Raw genomic sequence first — 22500 nt, 5'->3', positions numbered from 1 at the left:
GCTACGTGAGCTCCCATATCGCCGTCACCGAGAAGCTGACCGTCTGCTGACCCGGCTCCATTGGCACGGCTTCCATGGCCGCGCGCGGCATCGGCGTTGGGGTCGGGGTGGGCGGCGTCGTGCCTGCCGACTCGGAGATCGAGATGACGTCGCCGAGGGTGAGCCCCGCAAGCTGGGCGTACTGCTCGGCACGGTCCTTGGCGTCGTCGAACGCGCGGGTGCGTGCATCCCTGACCAACTGCGAATCGTCGTCGATCGCATAGCTGACCGAGTTGATGCGGGTGGCGTCGCCGCCCGTTGTGCCGATCAGCCCCAGCGTCTGCGACGCCGTGTTCAAGTTGCGGATCTTCACGGTGACCGAGTTGCTCGCCTGGTAGGAGATGATCGACGGACTGTCGCCGCCGCCGTACTGCGGCTGCAGCGTCACGTTGGTCGTCGCGATGTCGGTCTTGTCGATACCGGAGTTCACCAGGGCGTTGATCACGGCCTGCATCCGGTCGCTGGTCTGGTTCATCGCCGCGGTGACGTCCGGCGCGGTGGCCTGGATCGAGATCTGCGCCGTCAACGTGTCGGGCCTGCCCTGCACTTCGCCGGATCCGACGACGGTGACCTGGCGGGTGTCGGGGTCGGCCGTCGGGATCACCGACGGGCCCGCCTTGGACGAGGTATCGCATGCCGCAAGGCCTGCGGCGACCATGCCCGCAGTGGCGAGGACGATCAATTGGTTCGCAAGTTTTGCTCTCGCTGCGATCGGCATGCCTGGCACCCTACCGGCGAGGTTGTTCACGACGACTCGACGTCACGCAGGAACGCCAGAAGGATCCGGTTGACGTCGTCGGGACGCTCTTGTTGCACCCAGTGGCCGGCGCCCTCGACCCACTCCTCTCTGTACGGACCGGCGGCCACCTCGCGTGCGCGGGCCGGGTTCATCGTGGCGCCGATCGGGTCGGCGGTGCCGCCGACGAACAGCGCGGGCGCCGTGATCGTCGCGTCGGAGAGCTGGGGTGTGGTCTCCCAGTTCCGGTCGTAGTTGCGGTACCAGTTCAGCGCGCCGGTGAATCCTGTCCCGCCGAATTCCCGGACGTAGAAGTCGAATTCGTCGGCACTGATCCAGTCGGGCAGCGGCGCGTCGCCCTCGACCAGCCCGGCGAACATCCCGCGCATCGTCGTGGCCACATCGGCCTCCAGTTCCGCCTCGGCGACACCGGGTTCCTGAAACCGCAGCATGTAGAAGTCCTCGCCGAACTTCTCCCGCCAGCGTTCGGTCGGACGCGACCGTGCCCGCGGAATCGGGGGAACCGAAAGGCCCGCGACCGCGCGCACCCGGTCCGGGTGAAGCAGCGCAGTGTGCCAGACGACCATCGCGCCCCAGTCATGGCCGACGAAGATCGCCCACTCGGCACCGACGTCGTCAAGCAGTCCGACGAGGTCGGCGGTGAGGGCGTGGATGTCGTAGTCGGAGACGGCGTCGGGCCGGCTGGAGCCGCCGTAGCCGCGCTGGTCCGGCGCCAGCACGTGATAGCCGGCGTCGGCAAGGACGTTGATCTGGTGACGCCATGAGTAGGCCAACTCCGGGAAACCGTGGGCCAAGACGATCACGGGCGCTCCGCGATCGCCTGCCTCGGTCACCCGCAGCCGTACACCATTGGTTTCGACGAATCGCTCGGCAGACGCGGGCACCGATCCACCGAAGCACAGCGATCGCGCACCGTCGAGTGTGCGATTTCGTACGCCGCGGCGGCGTGTTTCGTACGAGACCGCACAGTCGACTTCCTCGTTCAGTGAACGGGCCTGGAGAACCGTCGGGAACCGCCGAACGTTGGTCTAGCGGTAGCCTGACTATTCAAGCTGCATGTATGGAAGGACTCCGGCCGCAGGCGGCCGAGGAAGACCAAGCCCAGGGCCGATACTGAATGAACCGCAAAAATGTGATCCGCACGCTCACCGTGATCGCGGTGGTGCTGCTGTTGGGCTGGTCGTTCTTCTACTTCAGCGACAACACCCGCGGCTACAAGCCCGTCGACACCTCGGTGGCGATGGCGCAGATCAACAGCGACAACGTCAAGAGCGCCCAGATCGACGACCGTGAGCAGCAGGTCCGCCTCGACCTGAAGAGCGGCAACGGCGACACCGCCGACAGCGACAAGATCATCACCAAGTACCCGACCGGTTTCGGGGTCGATCTCTTCAATGCGTTGAGCGCGAAGAACGCCAAGGTCAACACGGTGGTGAACCAGGGCAACATCCTGGGTTCGCTGCTGATCTACCTCTTGCCGCTGCTTCTGCTCGTCGGCCTGTTCGTCATGTTCTCCCGCATGCAGAGCGGCGGCAGGATGGGCTTCGGGTTCGGCAAGTCCAAGGCCAAGCAACTCGGCAAGGACATGCCGAAAACCACGTTCGCCGACGTCGCAGGCGTCGACGAGGCAGTCGAAGAGCTCTACGAGATCAAGGACTTCCTTCAGAACCCCAGCAGGTATCAGGCGCTTGGCGCCAAGATCCCCAAAGGCGTGCTGCTCTACGGCCCGCCCGGTACCGGTAAGACGCTGCTCGCCCGCGCGGTCGCAGGCGAGGCAGGCGTACCGTTCTTCACCATCTCGGGTTCCGACTTCGTCGAGATGTTCGTCGGTGTCGGCGCATCCCGGGTGCGCGACATGTTCGAGCAGGCCAAACAGAACAGCCCCTGCATTATTTTCGTCGACGAGATCGACGCCGTCGGCCGTCAGCGCGGCGCAGGCATGGGCGGCGGTCACGACGAACGCGAACAGACGCTCAACCAGCTGCTGGTCGAGATGGACGGCTTCGGCGACCGTCAAGGCGTCATCCTGATCGCGGCCACCAACCGGCCCGACATCCTCGATCCCGCCCTGCTGCGACCGGGCCGCTTCGACCGCCAGATCCCGGTGTCCAATCCCGACATCGCCGGCCGGCGCGCCGTCCTGCGGGTGCACTCGCAAGGCAAGCCGATCGCCGACGACGCCGACCTGGACGGGCTGGCCAAGCGCACCGTCGGAATGTCGGGCGCCGACCTGGCCAACGTCATCAACGAGGCCGCCCTGCTGACCGCCCGGGAGAACGGCACCATCATCACCGGTGCCGCACTGGAAGAGGCCGTCGACCGGGTCGTGGGAGGACCGCGGCGCAAGAGCCGCATCATCAGCGAGCACGAGAAGAAGATCACCGCCTATCACGAAGGCGGCCACACGCTCGCGGCGTGGGCGATGCCCGACATCGAGCCGATCTACAAGGTGACGATCCTCGCCCGCGGGCGCACCGGCGGCCACGCCGTCGCGGTCCCCGAGGACGACAAGGGCCTGATGACCCGCTCGGAGATGATCGCCCGCCTGGTGTTCGCGATGGGCGGACGCGCCGCGGAGGAACTCGTCTTCCGCGAGCCGACAACGGGCGCGGTCTCCGATATCGAGCAGGCGACGAAGATCGCCCGCGCAATGGTCACCGAGTACGGCATGAGCTCCAAGCTCGGCGCCGTGCGGTACGGCACCGAACACGGCGACCCGTTCCTCGGCCGCACGATGGGCACGCAGGCCGACTACAGCCACGAGGTGGCCCAGATCATCGACGACGAGGTGCGCAAGCTCATCGAGGCCGCGCACACCGAGGCGTGGGAGGTGCTCACCGAGTACCGCGACATCCTCGACACACTCGCCGGTGAACTGCTGGAGAAGGAGACGCTGCACCGCGCCGAACTGGAGGCGATCTTCTCCGACGTGAAGAAGCGGCCGCGGTTGACCATGTTCGACGACTTCGGCGGACGCATCCCGTCCGACAAGCCGCCGATCAAGACGCCGGGCGAACTGGCGATCGAGCGCGGCGAGGAGTGGCCGAAGCCGGTGCCGGAACCGGCATTCAAGGCCGCGATCGCGCAGGCGAGCAAGGCCGCGGCAGAAGCGTCGGGGTCCAATGGCTCGAACGGCTCGGGTACCAACGGAGCTCCCGCCAACGGCCCGACGCAGCCCGACTACGGCGCACCCGCGGGCTGGCACGCACCGGGCTGGCCGCCGCAGAACCCGCAGGGCCCGTATCAGCCGCAGGGCTGGTATCCGCCACCACCACCGCCGACCGGCTGGCAGCAGCCCAATGTCGGCGCCGGAGCGCCTCCGGCGCCCTATCCGCCGTACCAGCCCTATCCCTACCCGGGCCCGCAGCAACCGCCGCAGGGCGGCCCGAACTCTGCGCCAGCGCCTCACGACGACGCAGGGCAGGAATCCAACCGGAATAACCCGCCACACCATGGCTGATTAACGACGGAGGCTTCAATGGCGCAGCCGCACAACAACTCTGCGACGTTCGCGCAGTTCGATCAGAAGCGCGCCGAGACCGCGGTCCGGGAACTGCTCATCGCCGTCGGCGAGGATCCCGACCGGCACGGTCTCGAGGACACTCCGGCGCGGGTCGCGCGGGCGTACAGAGAATTGTTCGCCGGGCTGTACATAGACCCGGATTCCGTGCTGGACAAGACGTTCGACGAGGGCCACGACGAAATGGTTCTGGTGAAGGACATCCCCATGTACTCCACCTGCGAGCACCACCTCGTGGCGTTCCACGGGGTGGCTCACGTCGGTTACATTCCCGGCGAGGACGGTCGGGTGACGGGACTGTCGAAGCTCGCGCGCCTCGTCGATCTCTACGCCAAGCGGCCGCAGGTGCAGGAGCGGTTGACCGCCCAGATCGCCGATGCCATGATGCGCAAACTGCAGCCGCGCGGGGCGATCGTCGTCGTCGAGGCCGAGCATCTCTGCATGTCGATGCGGGGGATCCGCAAGCCGGGTGCAACCACAACGACGTCCGCGGTGCGCGGCCAGTTCAAGACCGACAAGGCATCGCGGTCCGAGGCGCTGGACCTGATCCTGCGGAAGTGAGCCACACACGCGTGCGGGTGATGGGAGTCGTCAACGTCACCGACGACTCCTTTTCCGACGGAGGGCTGTTTCTCGATCGTGATCGGGCCGTCGAACACGGCATGACACTTGCCGCCGACGGTGCGGCGATCATCGACGTCGGCGGCGAGTCGACGCGACCGGGCGCCACCCGCGTCGACGCGCGTGTGGAGGCGGCTCGTGTGCTGCCGGTGATCAAAGAGCTTGCCGGACAAGGCCTTACCGTCAGCATCGACACGATGCATGCGGAGGTGGCGCAGGCGGCGCTCGAGAATGGGGCGCAGATCGTCAACGACGTATCCGGAGGTAGGGCCGACGCGAACATGGCGAAAGTGGTTGCCAACGCCAAGGTGCCATGGGTGCTGATGCACTGGCGCTCGGTCAGCGCCGATAGTCCGCACGAGGTGCCGTGCTACCGCGACGTAGTGGCCGAGGTCCGTGCGGAACTGCTCGAAGCCGTCGATGCCGCCGTGCGCGCAGGCGTGGATCCGGGCAACCTGATCATCGATCCGGGGCTGGGGTTCGCGAAGACCGGCGAGCACAACTGGGCGCTGCTGCGCGCGCTACCGGAGTTCGTCGACACTGAAATCCCGGTGCTGGTCGGGGCTTCGCGTAAACGCTTCCTCGGCACGCTGCTGGCGGACGCCGACGGCGAACCCCGCCAGCCGGACGGCCGCGAGACCGCCACGGCGGTGATCTCCGCGCTCGCCGCACAGCGCGGTGCGTGGGGTGTGCGCGTGCACGACGTCCGGGCATCGGTGGACGCACTCAAAGTCGTCGAAGCATGGACGGACCCGCAACGCGATGGCTGACCGGATAGAATTGCGCGGCTTGATAGTTCGCGGCAACCACGGAGTTTACGAGCACGAGCGCCGCGACGGACAGGACTTCGTCATCGACATCACGGTCTGGATCGACCTCGCGGCCGCGGCGGTCAGCGACGATCTAGCCGACACGTTCGACTACGGCACACTGGCCAACCGGGCAGCCGGCATCGTCGCGGGACCGCCGCGAAATCTGATCGAGGCGGTTGCGGGCGAGATCGCCGAGGACGTGATGACCGACGAACGCGTGCAGGCCGTCGAGGTCGTCGTGCACAAACCCGCCGCCCCGATCCCGCAGCGGTTCGCGGACGTGGCCGTGGTGGCACGGCGGTCGCGGCGCGGCGGCCGTGGGGAGCCGCCGACATGACATCGCTGACGTGAGGAGCACGGGTGACTTCAGTTGTGCTGTCGATCGGATCGAACCTCGGCGATCGACAGGCTCATCTTCAATCCGTCGTCGACGGCCTCGGCACAGCCCTGCGCGCGGTGTCTCCGGTCTACGAGACAGCGGCATGGGGTGGCGTCGAACAGAGCCCGTTTCTCAACGCCGTTGTGATCGCTGACGACCCGGGAACCGACGCCCACGCCTGGCTGAACCGCGCGCACGACCTCGAACGAGCAGCCGACCGGGAGAGGGTTCAGCACTGGGGTCCGCGGACCCTCGACGTCGACCTCGTCACCTGTCATGACGGTGACGACGAGGTGGTCCTGCACGACGAGGACCTGACACTTCCGCACCCGTACGCTCATCAACGAGCGTTTGTGCTGGTCCCCTGGCTGGACGTGGATCCCGACGCCGCGCTCACCCTGGACGGCGAACGGCGGCCCGTCGAGACGTTGCTCGCAGGCCTCGACCAGAGCGAACGCGACGGGGTGCGGCTGACCGGCCTGGTGCTGACCTGATGGGCCCAACCCGCAGACGTGACCTGACGGCCGCGACGGTGATTGCCGCCGCGCTGGGGTACGTGCTGGTGACAGCGCTTTACCGCTGGTTTCCGCCCATCACGGTGTGGACCGGCCTCTCGCTTCTCGCGGTCGCCGTCGCTGAGGGCGGGTGGGCGTTCTACGTGCGGACGAAGATCGACGACGGCGAGATCGGCGACGGGCCCGGCTGGCTTCATCCACTGGCCGTCGCCCGGTCGGTGACCATCGCCAAGGCCTCGGCCTGGGTGGGTGCCCTCGTGTTCGGTTGGTGGGTGGGCGTGCTGATCTATCTTTTGCCACGCCGCGGCTCGCTGCGGGTCGCGGGCGAGGACACGGCGGGCGCAGCGGTTGCCGCGCTGAGCGCGCTTGCGCTGTTGGTCGCCGCACTGTGGCTGCAACATTGCTGCAAGTCGCCGCAGGAGCCGCCGGAGGACGGCGAAGGAGCCACGGAGTAACTGGCGGACGATAGCGGATCACGAATCGCCGGAGTGCACGACACGCGCAGTGACCTGTGGCGGGTACAGTCGCCCCATGTCCGTTCTGACCCGTGGTGCCCGGCCGCGGCGCAGCGGTCGCAGGCCGGGTTGGCTGCTGTTAACGGTGTTGCTGGTCCTCGCCATCATGGCGAGTTCGGCGCTGGTGTTCACCAATCGGGTGGAATTGCTGAAGCTGGCGGTCATCCTCGCGTTGTGGGCGGCGGTGGTGGCTGCATTCGTATCGGTCATCTATCGGCGGCAGAGCGACGTCGATGCGGCCAAGGCGCGCGATCTGAAACTCGTCTACGACCTGCAACTGGACCGCGAGATCTCCGCACGCCGGGAATACGAGCTGACGGTCGAATCGGAGTTGCGCCGCGAGCTGTCGACCGAGATCCGCGCTCAAGCCGCCGACGAGGTGGCCGCGTTGCGCGCAGAACTGGCCGCTCTTCGGGCCAATCTCGAGTACCTCTTCGACGCCGACCTCAGCCACCGCCCCGCCATCGAGACCGAACAGGGCCCGGTTCGGCCGGGGCGGGTCGCCAGCAGCAGGCTCGACACCGAGGGGCCGGACCTTCGGACCGAAGAGAATCCGATCATCGACGTCTCGGCCGAACCGCATGCGCCAGAACATGAGTGGTCTCCCACGCCGTTGTTCGGTGGTGCCCATCGGAGGCCGTCGGAGGCGGAGCCCACCGCCGATGAGCGGCTGTCCTGGGCGGCAGAGCATCGCGCCGCTGAAGAGCGCGCCGCTGCGGAGCAGCGGGCCGCAGCCGAACAACGGGCCGCTGAGCAGCGCGCCGCCGCAGAACAGCGGGCGGCCGAATACCGTGAAACAGAACAACGCGCGGCCGAGCAGCGGGCCGCCGAGCAGCGTGCCGCGCAAGAGCGCGCCGCGGAAGAGCGGGCGGCCGAGGAACAGCGGCTCGCCGAGCAGCGCGCCGCGGAAGAGCGGGCGGCCGAGGAACAGCGGCTTGCCGAGCAGCGCGCCGCAGAAGAGCGGGCGGCCGAGGAACAACGGCTTGCCGAGCAGCGCGCCGCGGAAGAGCGGGCCATCGCCGAGCAGCACGCGGCCGCCCAGCGAGCCGCAGAGGAAGAGGCCGCCAGGCAGGCGGCGGCCGACTGGCGACCTGCGCCCGCCGAGGGCGAATGGATCCCGGCCGGCCTGCCGGGCAGCAACTGGTCACCCTCTCGGACCGAGAACGGATCTGCCGGCGAGTACGTCGGCAAGCGGCGCGCGCCCGATCCGGCGATGACGACACCGCCCGCAGATCTGGGACGCGGACGCCACTCCGTGGGGCCGGACGCCGGCGATCCGGGGCGACCGACACCTCCGTCTCCGCCCACGCTTGCGGCGCCTCCGCCGCAGACTGCCTCTCCGCTACCGGCAGATCCCGCCGCGGCGTCCGAGGAGGAGAATCGACCCCGCCACCGCAGCCTCGACGAGGCGGAGTCGACCGGTGGTCACTCGGTCGCCGAGTTGCTCGCCCGGCTCGAAACGCGCTCGTCAGGCGGCGGCCGTCGTCGGCGCCGCCAGGATTGAGTTAATCTCTTAGCGACCGTCCGGTACCCGCGACTTCAGGACCGGAACGCACTCACGATCTTGCGAGGCCTTCTGCGATGGAGCAGTCCACCACGTCTCCGTGGGGTCCTCAAGACGGACCGATGCGCCCTGCTCGGCTCTCGGTCGGGATCATCTCTGCAGGTCGGGTCGGCACCGCGCTCGGCGTGGCCCTCGAGCGCGCCGAACATGTGGTGGCGGCGTGCAGTGCGATATCCGATGCGTCCCTGCAGCGGGCGGCGCGCAGGTTGCCCGACACCGCGGTGCTGCCCGTGGACGAGGTCGCGCGACGCGCTGAACTGCTCCTGCTCGCCGTCCCCGATGCCGAGCTGACCTCGGTCGTCTCAGGCCTCGCGGCAACTCGCTCCGTTCGACCGGGAACCATCGTGGCCCACACTTCTGGCGCGAACGGCATAGCGGTGCTCGGCCCGTTGACCGAACAGGATTGCATCCCGTTGGCGATCCACCCCGCGATGACCTTCACCGGCGCCGACGAGGACATCTCGCGGCTGGCCGACACCTGCTTCGGAATCACCGCCGCAGACGATGTCGGCTACGCGATCGCGCAGTCGCTGGTGCTCGAGATCGGCGGCGAGCCGTTCCGGGTTCGCGAGGACGCCCGCACGCTGTACCACGCCGCCCTCGCGCATGCGAGCAACCACGTCATGACGGTTCTGCTTGACGCCGTGGAGGGCCTGCGTGCCGCCCTGTGGGGGCAGGAGCTCCTCGGTCAGGAACTGGTGGGCAATCACCCCGGCGGCATCGCGGAGCGAGTCGTCGGTCCGCTCGCAAGGGCGTCGCTGGAGAACGCACTGCAGCGGGGGCAGGCGGCGTTGACCGGACCGGTGGCCCGGGGCGATGCCGCCGCGGTCGCCGATCATTTGCGCGCATTCGCCGAAGTGGATCCCGATCTGGCGCAGGCATATCGGGCGAACTCGCTGCGCACCGCGCAGCGTGCCCATGCGCCCGCCGAGGTCTTCACCGCGTTAGAGGGGCAGGCGTGACTGTTCGTAGACCGCCGAAGTTCGCGCCGGGAGAGTGCAACGTCTATAGCTCGCCTCGCGACGTATCCGATGTTTCGCGCGCGCTTCGGCACACGGGCCGGCGGGTGATGCTGGTGCCCACCATGGGCGCTCTGCACGAAGGGCATCTGACCCTGGTGCGGCACGCCAAGCGGGTCCAGGGTGCGGTCGTGGTGGCGTCGATCTTCGTCAACCCGCTGCAATTCGGCGCGAACGAAGATCTCGACAAGTATCCCAAGACGCTCGACGACGATCTCGCCCAGCTTCGGGCCGAGGGGGTCGACATCGCATTCACTCCGACCGCGGCGCAGATGTACCCGGAGGGGCCGCGCACCTCGGTGCAGCCGGGTAGTCTCGGTGCGGAGCTCGAGGGCGCTTCGCGGCCAACGCATTTCGCGGGCGTTCTGACGGTGGTGCTCAAGCTACTGCAGATCGTGCGGCCCGACAGGGCGTTCTTCGGCGAGAAGGACTATCAGCAGCTCGTGATGATCCGTCAGATGGTCGCCGACCTCAACGTCGACACCACCATCGTCGGGCTGCCGATCGTGCGCGAACCCGACGGGCTGGCGATGTCGTCGCGCAACCGCTACCTCAGCGACGTCGAACGCGAACAGGCAGGCGCACTCTCGGCCGCCCTGCTGGCAGGCATGTACGCCGCCGCGGGTGGCGCACCCGCCGCGCTGGATGCCGCACGGGCGGTGCTCGACGAGGTGCCCGCGTTCGACGTCGACTATCTGGAAGTGCGGGATCCCGGGCTGGGGCCTGCGCCAACCGAGGGCGCGGCCCGCATGCTGGTGGCCGCGCGACTCGGCAACACCCGACTGCTCGACAACATTGCGATAGACATCGGACTGACAGCCGGTGCCGACGGCCGGTATTCCGTCGCATCAGGCGACAATCACGAATTGCCCTGGAGGAACTGATGTTACGCACGATGCTCAAGTCGAAGATCCACCGCGCCACTGTGACTCAGGCAGATCTGCACTACGTCGGGTCGGTGACGATCGACGCCGATCTGATGGACGCCGCTGACCTGCTCGAAGGTGAGCAGGTTACCATCGTCGATATCGACAACGGCGCGCGGCTGGTGACATACGCGATAACCGGTGAGCGGGGTAGCGGCGTCATCGGAATCAACGGTGCGGCAGCACATCTGGTACATCCGGGCCATCTGGTCATCCTGATCGCCTACGGAACGATGGAGGACGTCGAGGCCCGTTCATACCGGCCGCGCATCGTGTTCGTCGATGCAGGCAACAACCAGATCGACCTCGGCCACGATCCCGCGCATGTGCCCGCCGGTGCGGCCGAACTAGTGTCGCCGCGGTGACATCGTGCTGCTAGCAATCGACGTCCGCAACACCCACACCGTGGTCGGCCTGATCTCCGGATCGGGCGACCACGCCAAGGTCGCCCAGCACTGGCGCATCCGCACCGAGTCGGAGGTCACCGCCGACGAATTGGCGTTGACGATCGACGGTTTGATCGGCGATGACTCCGAGCGCCTGACCGGAGCGGCAGGCCTGTCGACGGTTCCCTCTGTCCTACATGAGCTGCGCGAGATGCTGACTCAGTACTGGCCGAGCGTGCCTCACGTGCTGATCGAGCCGGGCGTGCGAACCGGGATCCCACTGCTGGTCGACAACCCCAAGGAGGTCGGTGCCGACCGCATCGTCAATTGCCTTGCGGCGTATCACAAATACAAGTCAGCGGCGATCGTCATCGACTTCGGATCGTCGATCTGCGTCGACGTGGTGTCGGCCAAGGGCGAGTTCCTCGGCGGGGCGATCGCACCGGGTGTCGAGGTGTCTCTGGATGCGGCGGCCTCGCGGTCGGCGGCGTTGCGGCGCGTGGAGCTTGCCCGGCCGCGGTCGATCGTCGGCAAGAACACCGTCGAGTGCATGCAGGCGGGTGCGGTGTTCGGATTCGCAGGCATGGTCGACGGGCTGGTGACCCGCATCCGCGGCGACGAGTTCGGCGGCGGCGACGCCACCGTCGTGGCGACCGGTCATATCGGACCCCTGCTGCTGCCCGATATGCACACCGTCCAGCACTACGACCAGCACCTGACGCTCGACGGCCTGCGGCTGGTCTTCGAGCGCAACCGCGACAGTCAGCGGGGCAGGCTCAGACAGGCGCGGTAGAAGGGGCAAGGCGCCTGCCTGCAAGGGCCCCGTCAAAAGAATGTGCGGATCAGGTCGACGACGCGGTCGTCGCGATTCAGCACCGGGATCATCTGCCACTTGTCGAAGGTGGTGCACGGATGCGAGATGCCGAACCGCAGCCAGCTGCCCACCTCGGCGCCCTGCCCCTGCCGGCCGAGCATGAGGTAGGCGTGCTGGTCGTTCAGCTTGGTCACCGTGGCGCCGGTGAGATCGAGCGGCAGCGGCATTTCCTGATCGAACGAGACGTCGCGGCGGCCCATCGTCAGCAGCGCGAGTCCCGGCTCCGGCCGCGACATCACCTGCGCCCACACCTCCATTGCGGGCCGCAGCCCGTCGCGCAGCGGCGACGTCCTGGCGTACAGCCCGTGGTCGTGCGTGAGATAGCAGCCGCTGCGGACGACGGTGCGCCAATCACCGGCCAACACGTCGGCGACGGCGTCGAAGTACGTACTACCGCCTGCGGTGGCAATCGGGCGTTCGGTCTCGAACAACGGCGCCAGCCGAACCATCGCGGCCTTGACCTCGGCTAGATACGCATGGACGCGGGCGACCGCCTCGGGTGTGATGTCGTGGCCGAGCGCCGCCTCGTAGCCCGCCACGCCCACAAGCCTCAGCGCGGGGCAGTCTGCGGCGGCCCGCGCGACCGCGTCCAGCGCGGTGGCATCGCGGCAGCCGGTCCGCCCTTTCGGCAGGCCGACCTCGACGCAGACGTCGACGGGTCGGCTCGAGCCATCGAGGTGGGCCGCCATCTGCTCGACACCTGCGACCGAGTCGACCCAGCACACGAAGTGAATTTCGGCGTCGGCACTCAGCTCCGCGCCGAGCCAACGCAGCGCTGCGGCGTCCACCACCTCGTTGGCGAGTATGAAATCGCGCACACCGAAAGCCCGGTAGGCACGGGCCTGGCTGACGGTCGCGACGGTTACCGCGGTCGCACCCGACTCGAACTGACGGGCCAACAACTGCGGGGCCATGTGGGTCTTGCCGTGGGGTGCGAGCTCCACCCCGCGCCGGCTGCACCAGCCGGCCATCGTCGTCAGGTTGTGCGACAGCGCATCCTCACGCAGTACGCACACCGGCCCGAGCGCGCCGTCGCCGAACAGGTTCGGGGCGTCGTCGCATATCTGAGCGGGCGTGCGGCCCCACCAGGCGGCGGGCAGCGCCTTGAATCGCCAGTCCAGAGGTTCGTCCGCCAGGGCGGCGACGCTGGTCGCGTGGATCGGTTCGGTCATTCGTTGATTTAAGCTGGCACGTCGTGACGTCACCTGAGCAGCCCGATACCGACGAAGCCGACATCCCCGAGCAGTTCCGGATTCGTCAGGCCAAGCGCGAGCGGATGCTCGCCGAAGGACGGGAGCCGTATCCGGTCGAGGTCGCCCGCACTCACACCCTTGCCGAGGTCCGAGCCGCCTACCCCGACCTGCCCGTCGACACCGCGACCGGCGACGTCGTCGGAGTTGCAGGTCGCGTCGTGTTCGCGCGTAATTCCGGCAAGCTCTGCTTTGCCACCCTTCAGGAAGGTGACGGCACCCAGCTCCAGGCGATGATCAGCCTGGCCCAGGTCGGGCAGGACTCGTTGGATCGGTGGAAGTCCGATGTCGACCTGGGCGACTTGGTGTTCGTCCGCGGCGAGCTGATCAGTTCCCGGCGCGGCGAACTGTCTGTGCTCGCAGAATCTTGGCAAATAATCTCGAAGGCTCTCCGACCCCTGCCCGTCGCCCACAAGGAGATGAGCGAGGAGTCTCGGGTGCGCCAACGCTACGTCGATCTGATCGTCCGCCCCGAGGCCAGAACCATCGCCAGGCAGCGGGTGGCTGTCGTGCGTGCGGTGCGGTCGGCGCTCGAGCGGCGCGGATTCCTCGAGGTGGAAACCCCCATACTGCAAACGCTCGCAGGCGGTGCCGCCGCTCGTCCGTTTATCACCCACTCCAATGCCCTCGACGCCGACCTCTACCTTCGTATCGCACCGGAACTCTTCCTCAAGCGATGCTTGGTGGGCGGATTGGAGAAGGTTTTCGAGCTGAATCGCGTGTTCCGAAACGAAGGCGCCGATTCCACGCATTCTCCAGAATTCGCGATGCTGGAGACTTATGAGGCGTACGGGACCTACGACGATTCCGCTCGGATGACCCGCGAGGTAATTCAAGAAGTCGCGGACGAGGCGATTGGTACTCGCTCGGTGCCATTGCCTGATGGCACCACCTACGATCTCGACGGCGAATGGGCATCGATACAAATGTATCCGTCGTTGTCGGAAGGACTCGGCGAAGAAGTCACCCCGCAGACCCCTGTCGCGCGGCTAATGGAGTTCGCTGACCGGCTAGGTATCGAGATTCCGCAGGACCGGGGCTACGGCCACGGCAAGCTGGTCGAAGAGCTGTGGGAGCAAACCGTGGGCGACAAACTCTGGGCGCCCACGTTCGTCCGTGACTTTCCTGTGGAGACCACGCCGCTCACGCGTGCTCACCGCAGCATTCCCGGAGTCACCGAGAAGTGGGATCTCTACATCCGCGGCATCGAGCTCGCGACCGGGTATTCCGAACTCATCGATCCGGTGATTCAGCGAGAACGTTTCGCCGCCCAGGCTCGCGCCGCCGCTGCCGGCGATGACGAGGCAATGATGCTCGACGAGGATTTCCTGGCCGCGCTGGAGTACGGGATGCCGCCTACCACCGGCACCGGAATGGGGGTGGACAGGTTGTTGATGGCGTTGACCGGGCTGTCAATTAGGGAGACGGTTTTGTTCCCGATTGTTCGCAGACAGGCCAACTGATCGGCCCTTGACCAGCCTCTTGTTGAATGGCCTGCCTAGGTATGGCACATTAGTGCAGGGTTCTAACAATGAGTTGGGCACTATGTGTCCGCCAGAAGGGTTTGTGTGGGAAAATGGCAAAGAAAGTGACCGTCACCCTGGTCGACGATTTCGACGGTGAAGGCTCTGCCGATGAAACAGTCGAATTCGGTCTCGACGGTGTGAGCTATGAGATCGACCTTTCTGCAAAGAATGCCGCGAAACTGCGGACGGATCTGAAGCAGTGGGTCGACGCAGGCCGTCGGGTCGGCGGGCGCCGCCGCGGCCGCTCTGCGGGCACGGGACGAGGCCGCGCGGCAATCGATCGCGAGCAGAGTGCCGCGATCCGCGACTGGGCGAGGCGCAATGGGCACAATGTGTCCACCCGCGGCCGCATCCCCGCCGACGTCATCGACGCCTTTCACGCTGCGAGCTGATCTGGCAACATAATCCGTCGTTGCCAGCGCAGTAATCCGACATCCGGTCGGACGGCTTTCGCTAGCGGCGAACGACGGCGGGCTACACCGGGGAAACGTTTTTCTTCCACCAGGCGTTGCTCACCTACGGACCCGGGTACTGGGTGAATGTCGCGTCATCGGACATTCGGACGCTCGCCGGCCAAGAACGGCAAGCGGGGCACCGGGGACGGCCGCCCATTAGAGTGGACGGCAGGTACGCGGTGCGGCGGTCTGCAACCGCCCTACGTACCGACCGAGTTTTTTATGGAGAGCAGGTAACCACCGATGTTTGAGAGATTCACCGACCGCGCCCGCAGGGTCGTCGTCCTGGCTCAGGAAGAAGCCCGGATGCTCAACCACAACTACATCGGCACCGAGCACATCCTGTTGGGCCTTATCCACGAAGGTGAAGGCGTAGCCGCCAAGTCGCTGGAGTCGCTGGGGATATCCCTTGAAGGCGTGCGCAGCCAGGTCGAGGAGATCATCGGCCAGGGCCAGCAGGCGCCGTCGGGCCATATTCCGTTCACACCCCGCGCGAAGAAGGTCCTCGAGCTGAGCCTTCGCGAGGCCTTGCAGCTCGGCCACAACTACATCGGAACCGAGCACATCCTTCTCGGCCTGATTCGTGAGGGTGAGGGCGTCGCCGCCCAGGTCCTCGTCAAGCTGGGCGCCGAGCTGACCCGCGTGCGTCAGCAGGTCATCCAGCTGCTGAGCGGCTATCAGGGCAAGGAGACCGCGGAGGCCGGAACAGGTGGCCGCGGCGGCGAAGCGGGCAATCCGTCCACGTCGCTGGTGCTCGACCAGTTCGGCCGCAACCTGACCGCAGCCGCGATGGAGGGCAAGCTCGATCCCGTCATCGGCCGCGAGAAGGAAATCGAGCGGGTGATGCAGGTGCTGAGCCGCCGCACCAAGAACAACCCGGTGCTGATCGGCGAGCCCGGCGTCGGCAAGACCGCGGTCGTCGAGGGCCTCGCGCAGGCGATCGTGCACGGCGAAGTGCCGGAGACGCTGAAGGACAAGCAGCTCTACACACTCGACCTCGGATCGCTGGTGGCGGGCAGCCGCTACCGCGGCGACTTCGAGGAGCGGCTGAAGAAGGTGCTCAAGGAGATCAACACCCGCGGCGACATCATCCTGTTCATCGACGAGCTGCACACGCTCGTCGGCGCGGGTGCCGCCGAAGGTGCCATCGACGCCGCGTCGATCCTGAAGCCGAAGCTGGCCCGTGGTGAACTGCAGACCATCGGTGCCACCACCCTCGACGAGTACCGCAAGTACATCGAGAAGGACGCCGCGCTGGAGCGCCGCTTCCAGCCCGTCCAGGTGGGTGAGCCGACCGTCGAGCACACCATCGAGATCCTCAAGGGTCTGCGCGACCGTTACGAGGCGCACCACCGCGTTTCGATCACCGACGGCGCGATGGTGGCCGCCGCGACACTGGCCGACCGCTACATCAACGACCGCTTCCTGCCTGACAAGGCGATCGACCTGATCGACGAGGCGGGCGCGCGGATGCGCATCCGCCGGATGACCGCTCCGCCAGACCTTCGTGAGTTCGACGAGAAGATCGCCGACGCGCGCAGGGAGAAGGAGTCGGCGATCGACGCGCAGGACTTCGAGAAGGCCGCAAGCCTGCGGGACCGCGAGAAGCAACTCGTCGCGCAGCGCACCGAGCGTGAGAAGCAATGGCGCTCAGGCGATCTCGACGTCGTCGCAGAGGTCGATGACGAGCAGATCGCCGAGGTGCTGGGCAACTGGACCGGCATCCCCGTGTTCAAGCTGACCGAGGAGGAGACCACTCGGCTGCTGCGCATGGAGGATGAGATCCACAAGCGGATCATCGGCCAGGAGGACGCCGTGCGGGCCGTCTCGAAGGCGATCCGCCGCACGCGCGCAGGCCTGAAGGACCCGAAGCGCCCGTCCGGCTCGTTCATCTTCGCCGGCCCGTCCGGTGTGGGTAAGACGGAGCTGTCCAAGGCGCTGGCCAACTTCCTGTTCGGCGACGATGACGCGCTCATCCAGATCGACATGGGCGAGTTCCACGACCGCTTCACCGCCTCGCGACTGTTCGGTGCCCCTCCGGGCTACGTCGGCTACGAGGAGGGCGGCCAGCTCACCGAGAAGGTCCGGCGCAAGCCGTTCAGCGTGGTTCTGTTCGACGAGATCGAGAAGGCGCACCAGGAGATCTACAACAGCCTGTTGCAGGTCCTCGAGGACGGCCGTCTCACCGACGGCCAGGGTCGCACGGTCGACTTCAAGAACACCGTGCTGATCTTCACCTCCAACCTGGGTACCGCCGACATCTCCAAGGCGGTCGGCCTCGGCTTCACCCAGGGCGGCGGAGAGAACAACTACGAGCGGATGAAGCAGAAGGTCAACGACGAGCTCAAGAAGCACTTCCGGCCGGAGTTCCTGAACCGCATCGACGACATCATCGTCTTCCACCAGCTGACTCGCGACGAGATCATCCGGATGGTCGACCTGATGATCGGCCGGGTGGAGAAGCAGCTCAAGGGCAAGGACATGGCCATGGAGCTGACAGACAAGGCGAAGGCGCTTCTGGCCAAGCGCGGCTTCGATCCGGTGCTGGGTGCACGTCCGCTGCGGCGCACAATTCAGCGCGAAATCGAGGACCAGCTGTCGGAGAAGATCCTCTTCGAGGAGGTCGGCCCCGGACAGCTCGTCACCGTCGACGTCGACAACTGGGACGGCGAAGGCTCCGGCGAGGACGCGAAGTTCACGTTCGTCGGGTCCAAGAAGCCGGCCAAGCCGGTCGAGGAAGCCGATCTCGCGAACGCTGCTGCCGCAGTCACACCGAGCGCGGCGACGACCACCGAGTAAATCTACGGCGCTAGCGCAAAAGCCCCCGGAACGAAAGATTCCGGGGGCTTTTGTTGTGCGGGGACCCATTTGCTGGATGCGTTGTTTAGGATGTGCGATGTAATCAGGCGGGCGAAGGAATCTGGTGAGAATCCAGAACGGTCGCGCCACTGTGACAGTCAGACCCGACGGCCGCCACCTCCTTCGTACTGGGACGCGAAATCCCGGAAAGGAATCACCCATGACGTCTCCCCAGGCACGCAAGAGCGCAGCGCCTGCCCTGGACATCTCGGCCGCCAAGGCCGTGGTGTGGCTGTCGGCGACCGCTTTCCTCGCCCTGCTGGTGCTCTACTTCGTCGGCCTGGATCAGGGAGCGACGTCGATTTTCGGCAGCAACACTTTGGTGCACGAGTTCACCCACGACGCCCGGCACCTGCTCGGCTTCCCCTGTCACTGATTCGCCGAAGCACTCCCACAATGGAAAAACGCATAATTGCGCGCGGTCTGTTGGCCGGCGCGACTGCAAGTGTGGCGGCATTCGTCTTCGCCCGGACCTTCGTGGAACCGACTATCGACCGTGCGATCGCGTTCGAGGAGGCGCACGCAGGCGGCCACGACCACGGGATCGAACTGTTCACCCGCGGCGTACAGGCCAACATCGGCATGGGATTCGGTGTGCTCGCATTCGGGGTCGCCATGGGCGCGCTGTTCGCGGTCGCCTACTGCGTGGTGTACGGGAGGGTCGGAAGCCTCTCACCACGGGTGTTGTCCGTCGTCCTGGCGGGCGGAATGTTCTGGTCGCTGTACGTGATTCCGTTTCTCAAATATCCGGCAAGTCCGCCCGCCGTCAGCCTCGACGAGACGATCCGGCAGCGCACCCTGCTGTATCTGATGATGGTGGTGCTCTCCGTGGTGCTGCTCGCAGCGGCGGTGTGGTTGAGCCGCAACCTGCTGGAGCGGTTCGGTGCGTGGAGTGCGTCGCTGATCGCGGCAGCGGCCTACGTCGTCGCCATCGCGCTCGTGATGATGGTGCTGCCGACGATCGATGAGATGCCTGAGGGTTTCCCCGCGCAGGTTCTCTACGAGTTCCGGCTGTATTCGCTGGGCACGCAGGTCGTCCTGTGGGCGGTCATCGCGGTGGTGTTCGGCTCGGCGGTGCACCGGTTGCTCGATGAGAGCCCACCGCGGGAGAGCTACCTAGCGGCATGAGCCCCGAGCAATGAGTGAAGTCGTCCGGCTGACACTTGTATCGCACGCCATGACCGATGCGATGTCGGCCGGACGATTCCCCACCGATGAACCGCTCAACTCGGTCGGCCACCGCCAGGTCGACGCCTCGATCGAACTGGGCATCACCGACGGCGCATTCTGCGGTCCGGAAAAGCGCACCAGACAGACCGCCGATCTTCTTGGCCTGCAGGCGGGCATCGACCACCGGCTGGCCGACCTCGACTGCGGCCGATGGCGTGGCGACGTGCTCGGCGGCGTACGGCCCGCCGACCTAGCCATCTGGCTGACTGACCCGAGCAGGGCGCCGCACGGCGGGGAATCAGTCGTCGAACTGATCGACCGCGTCCGCGACTGGATGGACACCGTGACGACGCGTCGCAGCCGACTGGTTGCGGTCACTCACCCGGCGGTCATCCGCGCCGCGATTCTCGTGGCACTCGACGCGCCCGCGAAGTCGTTCTGGCGCATCGATATCGCGCCGGTGAGCCGCACCGTCATGCACTTTCGCGGTCACGCATGGAATCTGCGCTGCACGGACTAGTGTCCTGAGTCGTTAATCCGCGCTCAGCCGCTAGACTGGGATCATGCCGAGTCCAGTAGCGATGAGCGTTGTGTTGAGCGACGATGAGCGTGAGCAGTTGCAGGCCTGGGCGCGTCGACCTAAGAGCGCTCAGGCGCTGGCCCTGCGTTCTCGCATAGTTCTTGCCTGTGAAGGTGATTCGAGTAATACGCAGATCTCGCGGGAGCTGGGCGTGACCCGCGGGATGGTGACCAAATGGCGCAACCGGTTCGCCGTTGATCGCCTCGACGGCTTGCTCGATGAACCGCGGCCGGGCCGGCCCCGCGTCGTGGAGGATGCCCGCATCGAGGAGCTGATCACTGCCACGCTGGAGACGGCCCCCCGAAACGCCACTCAGTGGTCGACCCGGTCGATGGCCGAGCACCTGGGACTGTCGCAGTCGATGGTGTCGCGGGTGTGGCGGGCATTCGGCCTGGCACCGCATAAACAGGATTCCTGGAAGCTGTCCAAGGATCCGTTGTTCGTGGCCAAGGTCCGCGACGTCGTCGGACTGTATCTGAACCCACCGGAACGGGCCATGGTGTTGTGTGTTGATGAGAAGACCCAGATTCAGGCGCTCAATCGCACTGCGCCGGTGTTTCCGATGTTGCCCGGAATCCCCGCGCGAGCCAGCCACGACTACGTCCGCCACGGCACCTCAAGCCTCTATGCCGCACTGGATCTCAGCACCGGAAAGGTGATCGGTGCGCTGCACACACGCCACCGGGCCACCGAGTTCCTGGCCTTCTTGAAGACCATCGACGCCTCCGTATCCACCGACCTGGACGTGCACCTGGTGCTCGACAACGCCTCCACCCACAAGACGCCGGCAGTCCAGCGCTGGCTGTTGGCGCACCCGCGGTTCGTCCTGCACTTCACCCCGACCAGCTCGTCATGGCTCAACCTGGTCGAACGGTGGTTCGCCGAACTGACCACCAAGAAACTGCGTCGCGGCACCCACACCTCGGTGCGCCAACTCAACACCGACATCAGGGCTTGGATCGACACCTGGAACGACAACCCCCGGCCCTACGTCTGGACCAAAACCGCCGACCAAATCCTCGCCAGCATCGGCAACTACTGCCAACGAATTAACGACTCAGGACACTAGGTCGCGGGGATCAGGTCGAACGTCTGGTGCACGATCGACAGCAGCCACCCCGCCGCGGTCTGGCTGCGGAACTTCGGCCAATTCAACTGGAAGCTGACGACATACGGTTGCCCGGCGCGGTTGACGGCGTACCAGCTGAACGTCAGGTCGCCCGGCAGATTTCCGCCCTTGGCGCCGATGTACGGCCACTTCGCGCGGTCCAGATCGATGCCGGGGATCGCCGACAGGATCTGCTTGACCGGTGCGCCCGCACCGACCGCCGACTTCTGAAGTGCCGCGTGCACGCGGCAGATGTCGTCCGCCGAGCCGTACCATTCGGCGCCGATGTCTGAGGCAGGCGTGTGCGTGCGTTCCGGATCAGGGTCGTAGGGACGGGAATTCGTCTGCTTGAACAATCTCGCGCGTCCCACCGACGAAGAGGAGTCCTTCTCCCACTGGTCACGAAGGTTCGGCCTGCCCCACCCGATGGAGAACAGCTCGTGTGTGGTCGGGAACGGCGTCATGCCACCAGGATCGTGGTGCCCGGCGGTGACGAGTGCACGCTCGACGGCGCCTGGGCCGAGGCGTTGAATCAACAGGTCTGTCGCCATGTTGTCGCTGGCCGAGATCATCTGCTGCGCGGCGGTGCGCACCGACACCGTGCTGCCGTCCGGTATCTCGTCGAGACCTGCCGCCCCGACGAGCTTGCCCTCCTTTGTCACGAGCAGCTTGTCGTCCCAGCTGACGGTGCCAGCCTTCACTGCCTCCGAGACCGCAAGCAGCACATAGAGTTTGAAGATCGACGCCAATGGAAGGGACAGGTCGGTATTGGTGCCGGCGACTCGCGAGCACTTACCGCCGTCGACCTTCGACACCTGGTATGAGTAACGTGCCCCGGTCTTGGCGATCTCGGCGTCGATGTCGTTCCACGACTCGATCACGGGCGGCACCAGCGACACCTTGAAGCGGTCGACCAGTCCGGCCTCGTTGGTCCGCAACTCGATGGTCTGCGGTACCGCATACGACGTCAGGGTGTGCAGTGTCGCGTGGCCGGCCCCGATATCCAGATCCGTCAGCGTGAACGGTCGGTCCCACCAGATCTTGTCCATCGTGACGCCGACGTCGTCCATGATCTCGGGGTCGGCCAACGTGCGGATTCCGTTGGGCCCGATGGGCCAATCGGAGTTGAGCATGTCCATGATCTGCTTGGCCCGCAGACCCTGCGGCGTGTTGGTGTCGATGTGAATGCTCTGCGCGGCCCCGGCAGGTCCGGTCGGTCCGGCGTCAGCGCATCCGCAAGCGAGGGCCGCGACCAGCGTGGCGACGACCGCTATCGAGGTCGCCCAGCGGCGCGCCCTGCTCGCCTCAGGCCTTGGCGTCAGTCCCCGCAACGTCCAGCACAACCTCGAACTCCAGCAGCGAAGCTCCCGTGGCCACGGGATTGGCTCGCTGTCCGGCATGCGCCTCCACGGCAGGACCGCTGGCCCACGCCTGGAACGCTTCTTCAGACTCCCATTGCGTGACGACGAAGTAGCGGTCTTCTCCCTTGACCGGCCTCAGCAGCTGGAAGCCCAGGAAGCCGGGTTGATTGTCGACGGCGTGCGCACGGTGCGCGAACCGCTTCTCCAGCTCTGGGCCGGCGTCCGGCGGGACCTCGATTGCGTTGATCTTCACCACGGGCATGC

At 66.4% G+C, this 22500-nt stretch carries 23 protein-coding genes; 18 read left to right on the top strand and 5 right to left on the bottom strand.

Going from position 1 to position 22500, the window contains the following annotated elements; genetic code table 11:
* Position 1: 1 nt before the first annotated feature.
* Positions 2-757, bottom strand: a complete 756-nt coding sequence (locus tag C6A82_RS24195; RefSeq protein ID WP_105342457.1) for an SIMPL domain-containing protein — start codon at positions 755-757, stop codon at positions 2-4.
* Between the two features lie 26 nt (positions 758-783).
* Positions 784-1680, bottom strand: coding sequence for an alpha/beta fold hydrolase (locus C6A82_RS24190; protein ID WP_199193620.1), 897 nt, complete (start codon positions 1678-1680; stop codon positions 784-786).
* 233 nt (positions 1681-1913) lie between these two features.
* On the opposite strand from C6A82_RS24190, the gene ftsH reads away from it, so the two are divergent.
* From ftsH to C6A82_RS24135, 11 genes are all read left to right on the top strand, one after another.
* Positions 1914-4256, top strand: a complete 2343-nt coding sequence (ftsH, locus tag C6A82_RS24185) for an ATP-dependent zinc metalloprotease FtsH (RefSeq protein ID WP_311101519.1) — start codon at positions 1914-1916, stop codon at positions 4254-4256.
* Positions 4257-4274: 18 nt separating this feature from the next.
* Positions 4275-4877 (top strand): GTP cyclohydrolase I FolE, encoded by a 603-nt coding sequence (gene folE / locus C6A82_RS24180; protein WP_105341358.1) that lies wholly within the window; start codon positions 4275-4277, stop codon positions 4875-4877.
* A gap of 20 nt (positions 4878-4897) precedes the next feature.
* Positions 4898-5707: a dihydropteroate synthase gene (folP, locus tag C6A82_RS24175; protein WP_105341361.1), complete on the top strand. Its 810-nt coding sequence runs from the start codon at positions 4898-4900 to the stop codon at positions 5705-5707.
* Positions 5700-6086 (top strand): dihydroneopterin aldolase, encoded by a 387-nt coding sequence (gene folB / locus C6A82_RS24170; RefSeq protein ID WP_105341359.1) that lies wholly within the window; start codon positions 5700-5702, stop codon positions 6084-6086. The genes folP and folB overlap by 8 nt, the downstream gene beginning before the upstream one ends.
* A gap of 23 nt (positions 6087-6109) precedes the next feature.
* Positions 6110-6622 (top strand): 2-amino-4-hydroxy-6-hydroxymethyldihydropteridine diphosphokinase, encoded by a 513-nt coding sequence (gene folK / locus C6A82_RS24165; protein ID WP_311101518.1) that lies wholly within the window; start codon positions 6110-6112, stop codon positions 6620-6622.
* Positions 6622-7098: a DUF3180 domain-containing protein gene (locus C6A82_RS24160; RefSeq protein WP_105344265.1), complete on the top strand. Its 477-nt coding sequence runs from the start codon at positions 6622-6624 to the stop codon at positions 7096-7098. Before folK ends, C6A82_RS24160 begins: the two co-directional genes overlap by 1 nt.
* A gap of 76 nt (positions 7099-7174) precedes the next feature.
* Entirely contained in the window at positions 7175-8662 is a 1488-nt protein-coding gene (locus C6A82_RS24155) for a DUF6779 domain-containing protein (protein ID WP_233216880.1), read from the top strand.
* A 122-nt stretch (positions 8663-8784) separates the two neighbouring features.
* Entirely contained in the window at positions 8785-9684 is a 900-nt protein-coding gene (locus C6A82_RS24150; protein WP_396836637.1) for a Rossmann-like and DUF2520 domain-containing protein, read from the top strand.
* Positions 9681-10625 (top strand): pantoate--beta-alanine ligase, encoded by a 945-nt coding sequence (gene panC, locus C6A82_RS24145; protein WP_105344268.1) that lies wholly within the window; start codon positions 9681-9683, stop codon positions 10623-10625. The genes C6A82_RS24150 and panC overlap by 4 nt, the downstream gene beginning before the upstream one ends.
* Complete coding sequence (panD, locus tag C6A82_RS24140; protein ID WP_105344270.1) at positions 10625-11032, top strand: aspartate 1-decarboxylase; 408 nt, start codon at positions 10625-10627, stop codon at positions 11030-11032. The genes panC and panD overlap by 1 nt, the downstream gene beginning before the upstream one ends.
* Positions 11033-11036: 4 nt before the next feature.
* Positions 11037-11846, top strand: coding sequence for a type III pantothenate kinase (locus tag C6A82_RS24135; protein ID WP_105344272.1), 810 nt, complete (start codon positions 11037-11039; stop codon positions 11844-11846).
* A gap of 32 nt (positions 11847-11878) precedes the next feature.
* Here the strand turns inward: C6A82_RS24135 and C6A82_RS24130 are convergent, their stop codons facing one another.
* Positions 11879-13099 (bottom strand): alanine racemase, encoded by a 1221-nt coding sequence (locus C6A82_RS24130; protein ID WP_105344274.1) that lies wholly within the window; start codon positions 13097-13099, stop codon positions 11879-11881.
* A gap of 23 nt (positions 13100-13122) precedes the next feature.
* Here C6A82_RS24130 and lysS point away from each other — a divergent pair, with 23 nt between their 5' ends.
* The 7 genes from lysS to C6A82_RS24095 all read left to right on the top strand — a co-directional run bounded on the left by lysS (position 13123) and on the right by C6A82_RS24095 (position 20836).
* Positions 13123-14640, top strand: coding sequence for a lysine--tRNA ligase (lysS, locus tag C6A82_RS24125; RefSeq protein ID WP_105344276.1), 1518 nt, complete (start codon positions 13123-13125; stop codon positions 14638-14640).
* Positions 14641-14753: 113 nt separating this feature from the next.
* Positions 14754-15095 (top strand): histone-like nucleoid-structuring protein Lsr2, encoded by a 342-nt coding sequence (gene lsr2, locus C6A82_RS24120; RefSeq protein ID WP_105344278.1) that lies wholly within the window; start codon positions 14754-14756, stop codon positions 15093-15095.
* Positions 15096-15401: 306 nt separating this feature from the next.
* Positions 15402-17957: an ATP-dependent protease ATP-binding subunit ClpC gene (gene clpC1 / locus C6A82_RS24115; protein ID WP_105344280.1), complete on the top strand. Its 2556-nt coding sequence runs from the start codon at positions 15402-15404 to the stop codon at positions 17955-17957.
* A gap of 220 nt (positions 17958-18177) precedes the next feature.
* Entirely contained in the window at positions 18178-18393 is a 216-nt protein-coding gene (locus tag C6A82_RS24110) for a CbtB domain-containing protein (RefSeq protein ID WP_105344282.1), read from the top strand.
* Between the two features lie 20 nt (positions 18394-18413).
* On the top strand, positions 18414-19145 hold the full coding sequence (locus tag C6A82_RS24105) for a CbtA family protein (RefSeq protein ID WP_105344284.1): 732 nt from the start codon (positions 18414-18416) through the stop codon (positions 19143-19145).
* 10 nt (positions 19146-19155) lie between these two features.
* Positions 19156-19707: a histidine phosphatase family protein gene (locus C6A82_RS24100; RefSeq protein WP_105344286.1), complete on the top strand. Its 552-nt coding sequence runs from the start codon at positions 19156-19158 to the stop codon at positions 19705-19707.
* Between the two features lie 43 nt (positions 19708-19750).
* Positions 19751-20836, top strand: coding sequence for an IS630 family transposase (locus C6A82_RS24095; protein WP_311101477.1), 1086 nt, complete (start codon positions 19751-19753; stop codon positions 20834-20836).
* Here C6A82_RS24095 and C6A82_RS24090 read toward each other — a convergent pair.
* Positions 20833-22206, bottom strand: a complete 1374-nt coding sequence (locus tag C6A82_RS24090) for a serine hydrolase (protein WP_396836631.1) — start codon at positions 22204-22206, stop codon at positions 20833-20835. The genes C6A82_RS24095 and C6A82_RS24090 overlap by 4 nt on opposite strands.
* Entirely contained in the window at positions 22181-22498 is a 318-nt protein-coding gene (gene mhuD, locus C6A82_RS24085) for a mycobilin-forming heme oxygenase MhuD (protein WP_105341773.1), read from the bottom strand. The genes C6A82_RS24090 and mhuD overlap by 26 nt, the downstream gene beginning before the upstream one ends.
* Between the last annotated feature and the right edge of the window lie 2 nt (positions 22499-22500).

The organism is Mycobacterium sp. ITM-2016-00318 (genome assembly GCF_002968285.2).
Taxonomy (GTDB): domain Bacteria; phylum Actinomycetota; class Actinomycetes; order Mycobacteriales; family Mycobacteriaceae; genus Mycobacterium.
The sequence above is the reverse complement of the archived record's forward strand: the minus strand, read 5'-3'. Positions and strand labels throughout refer to the sequence as shown.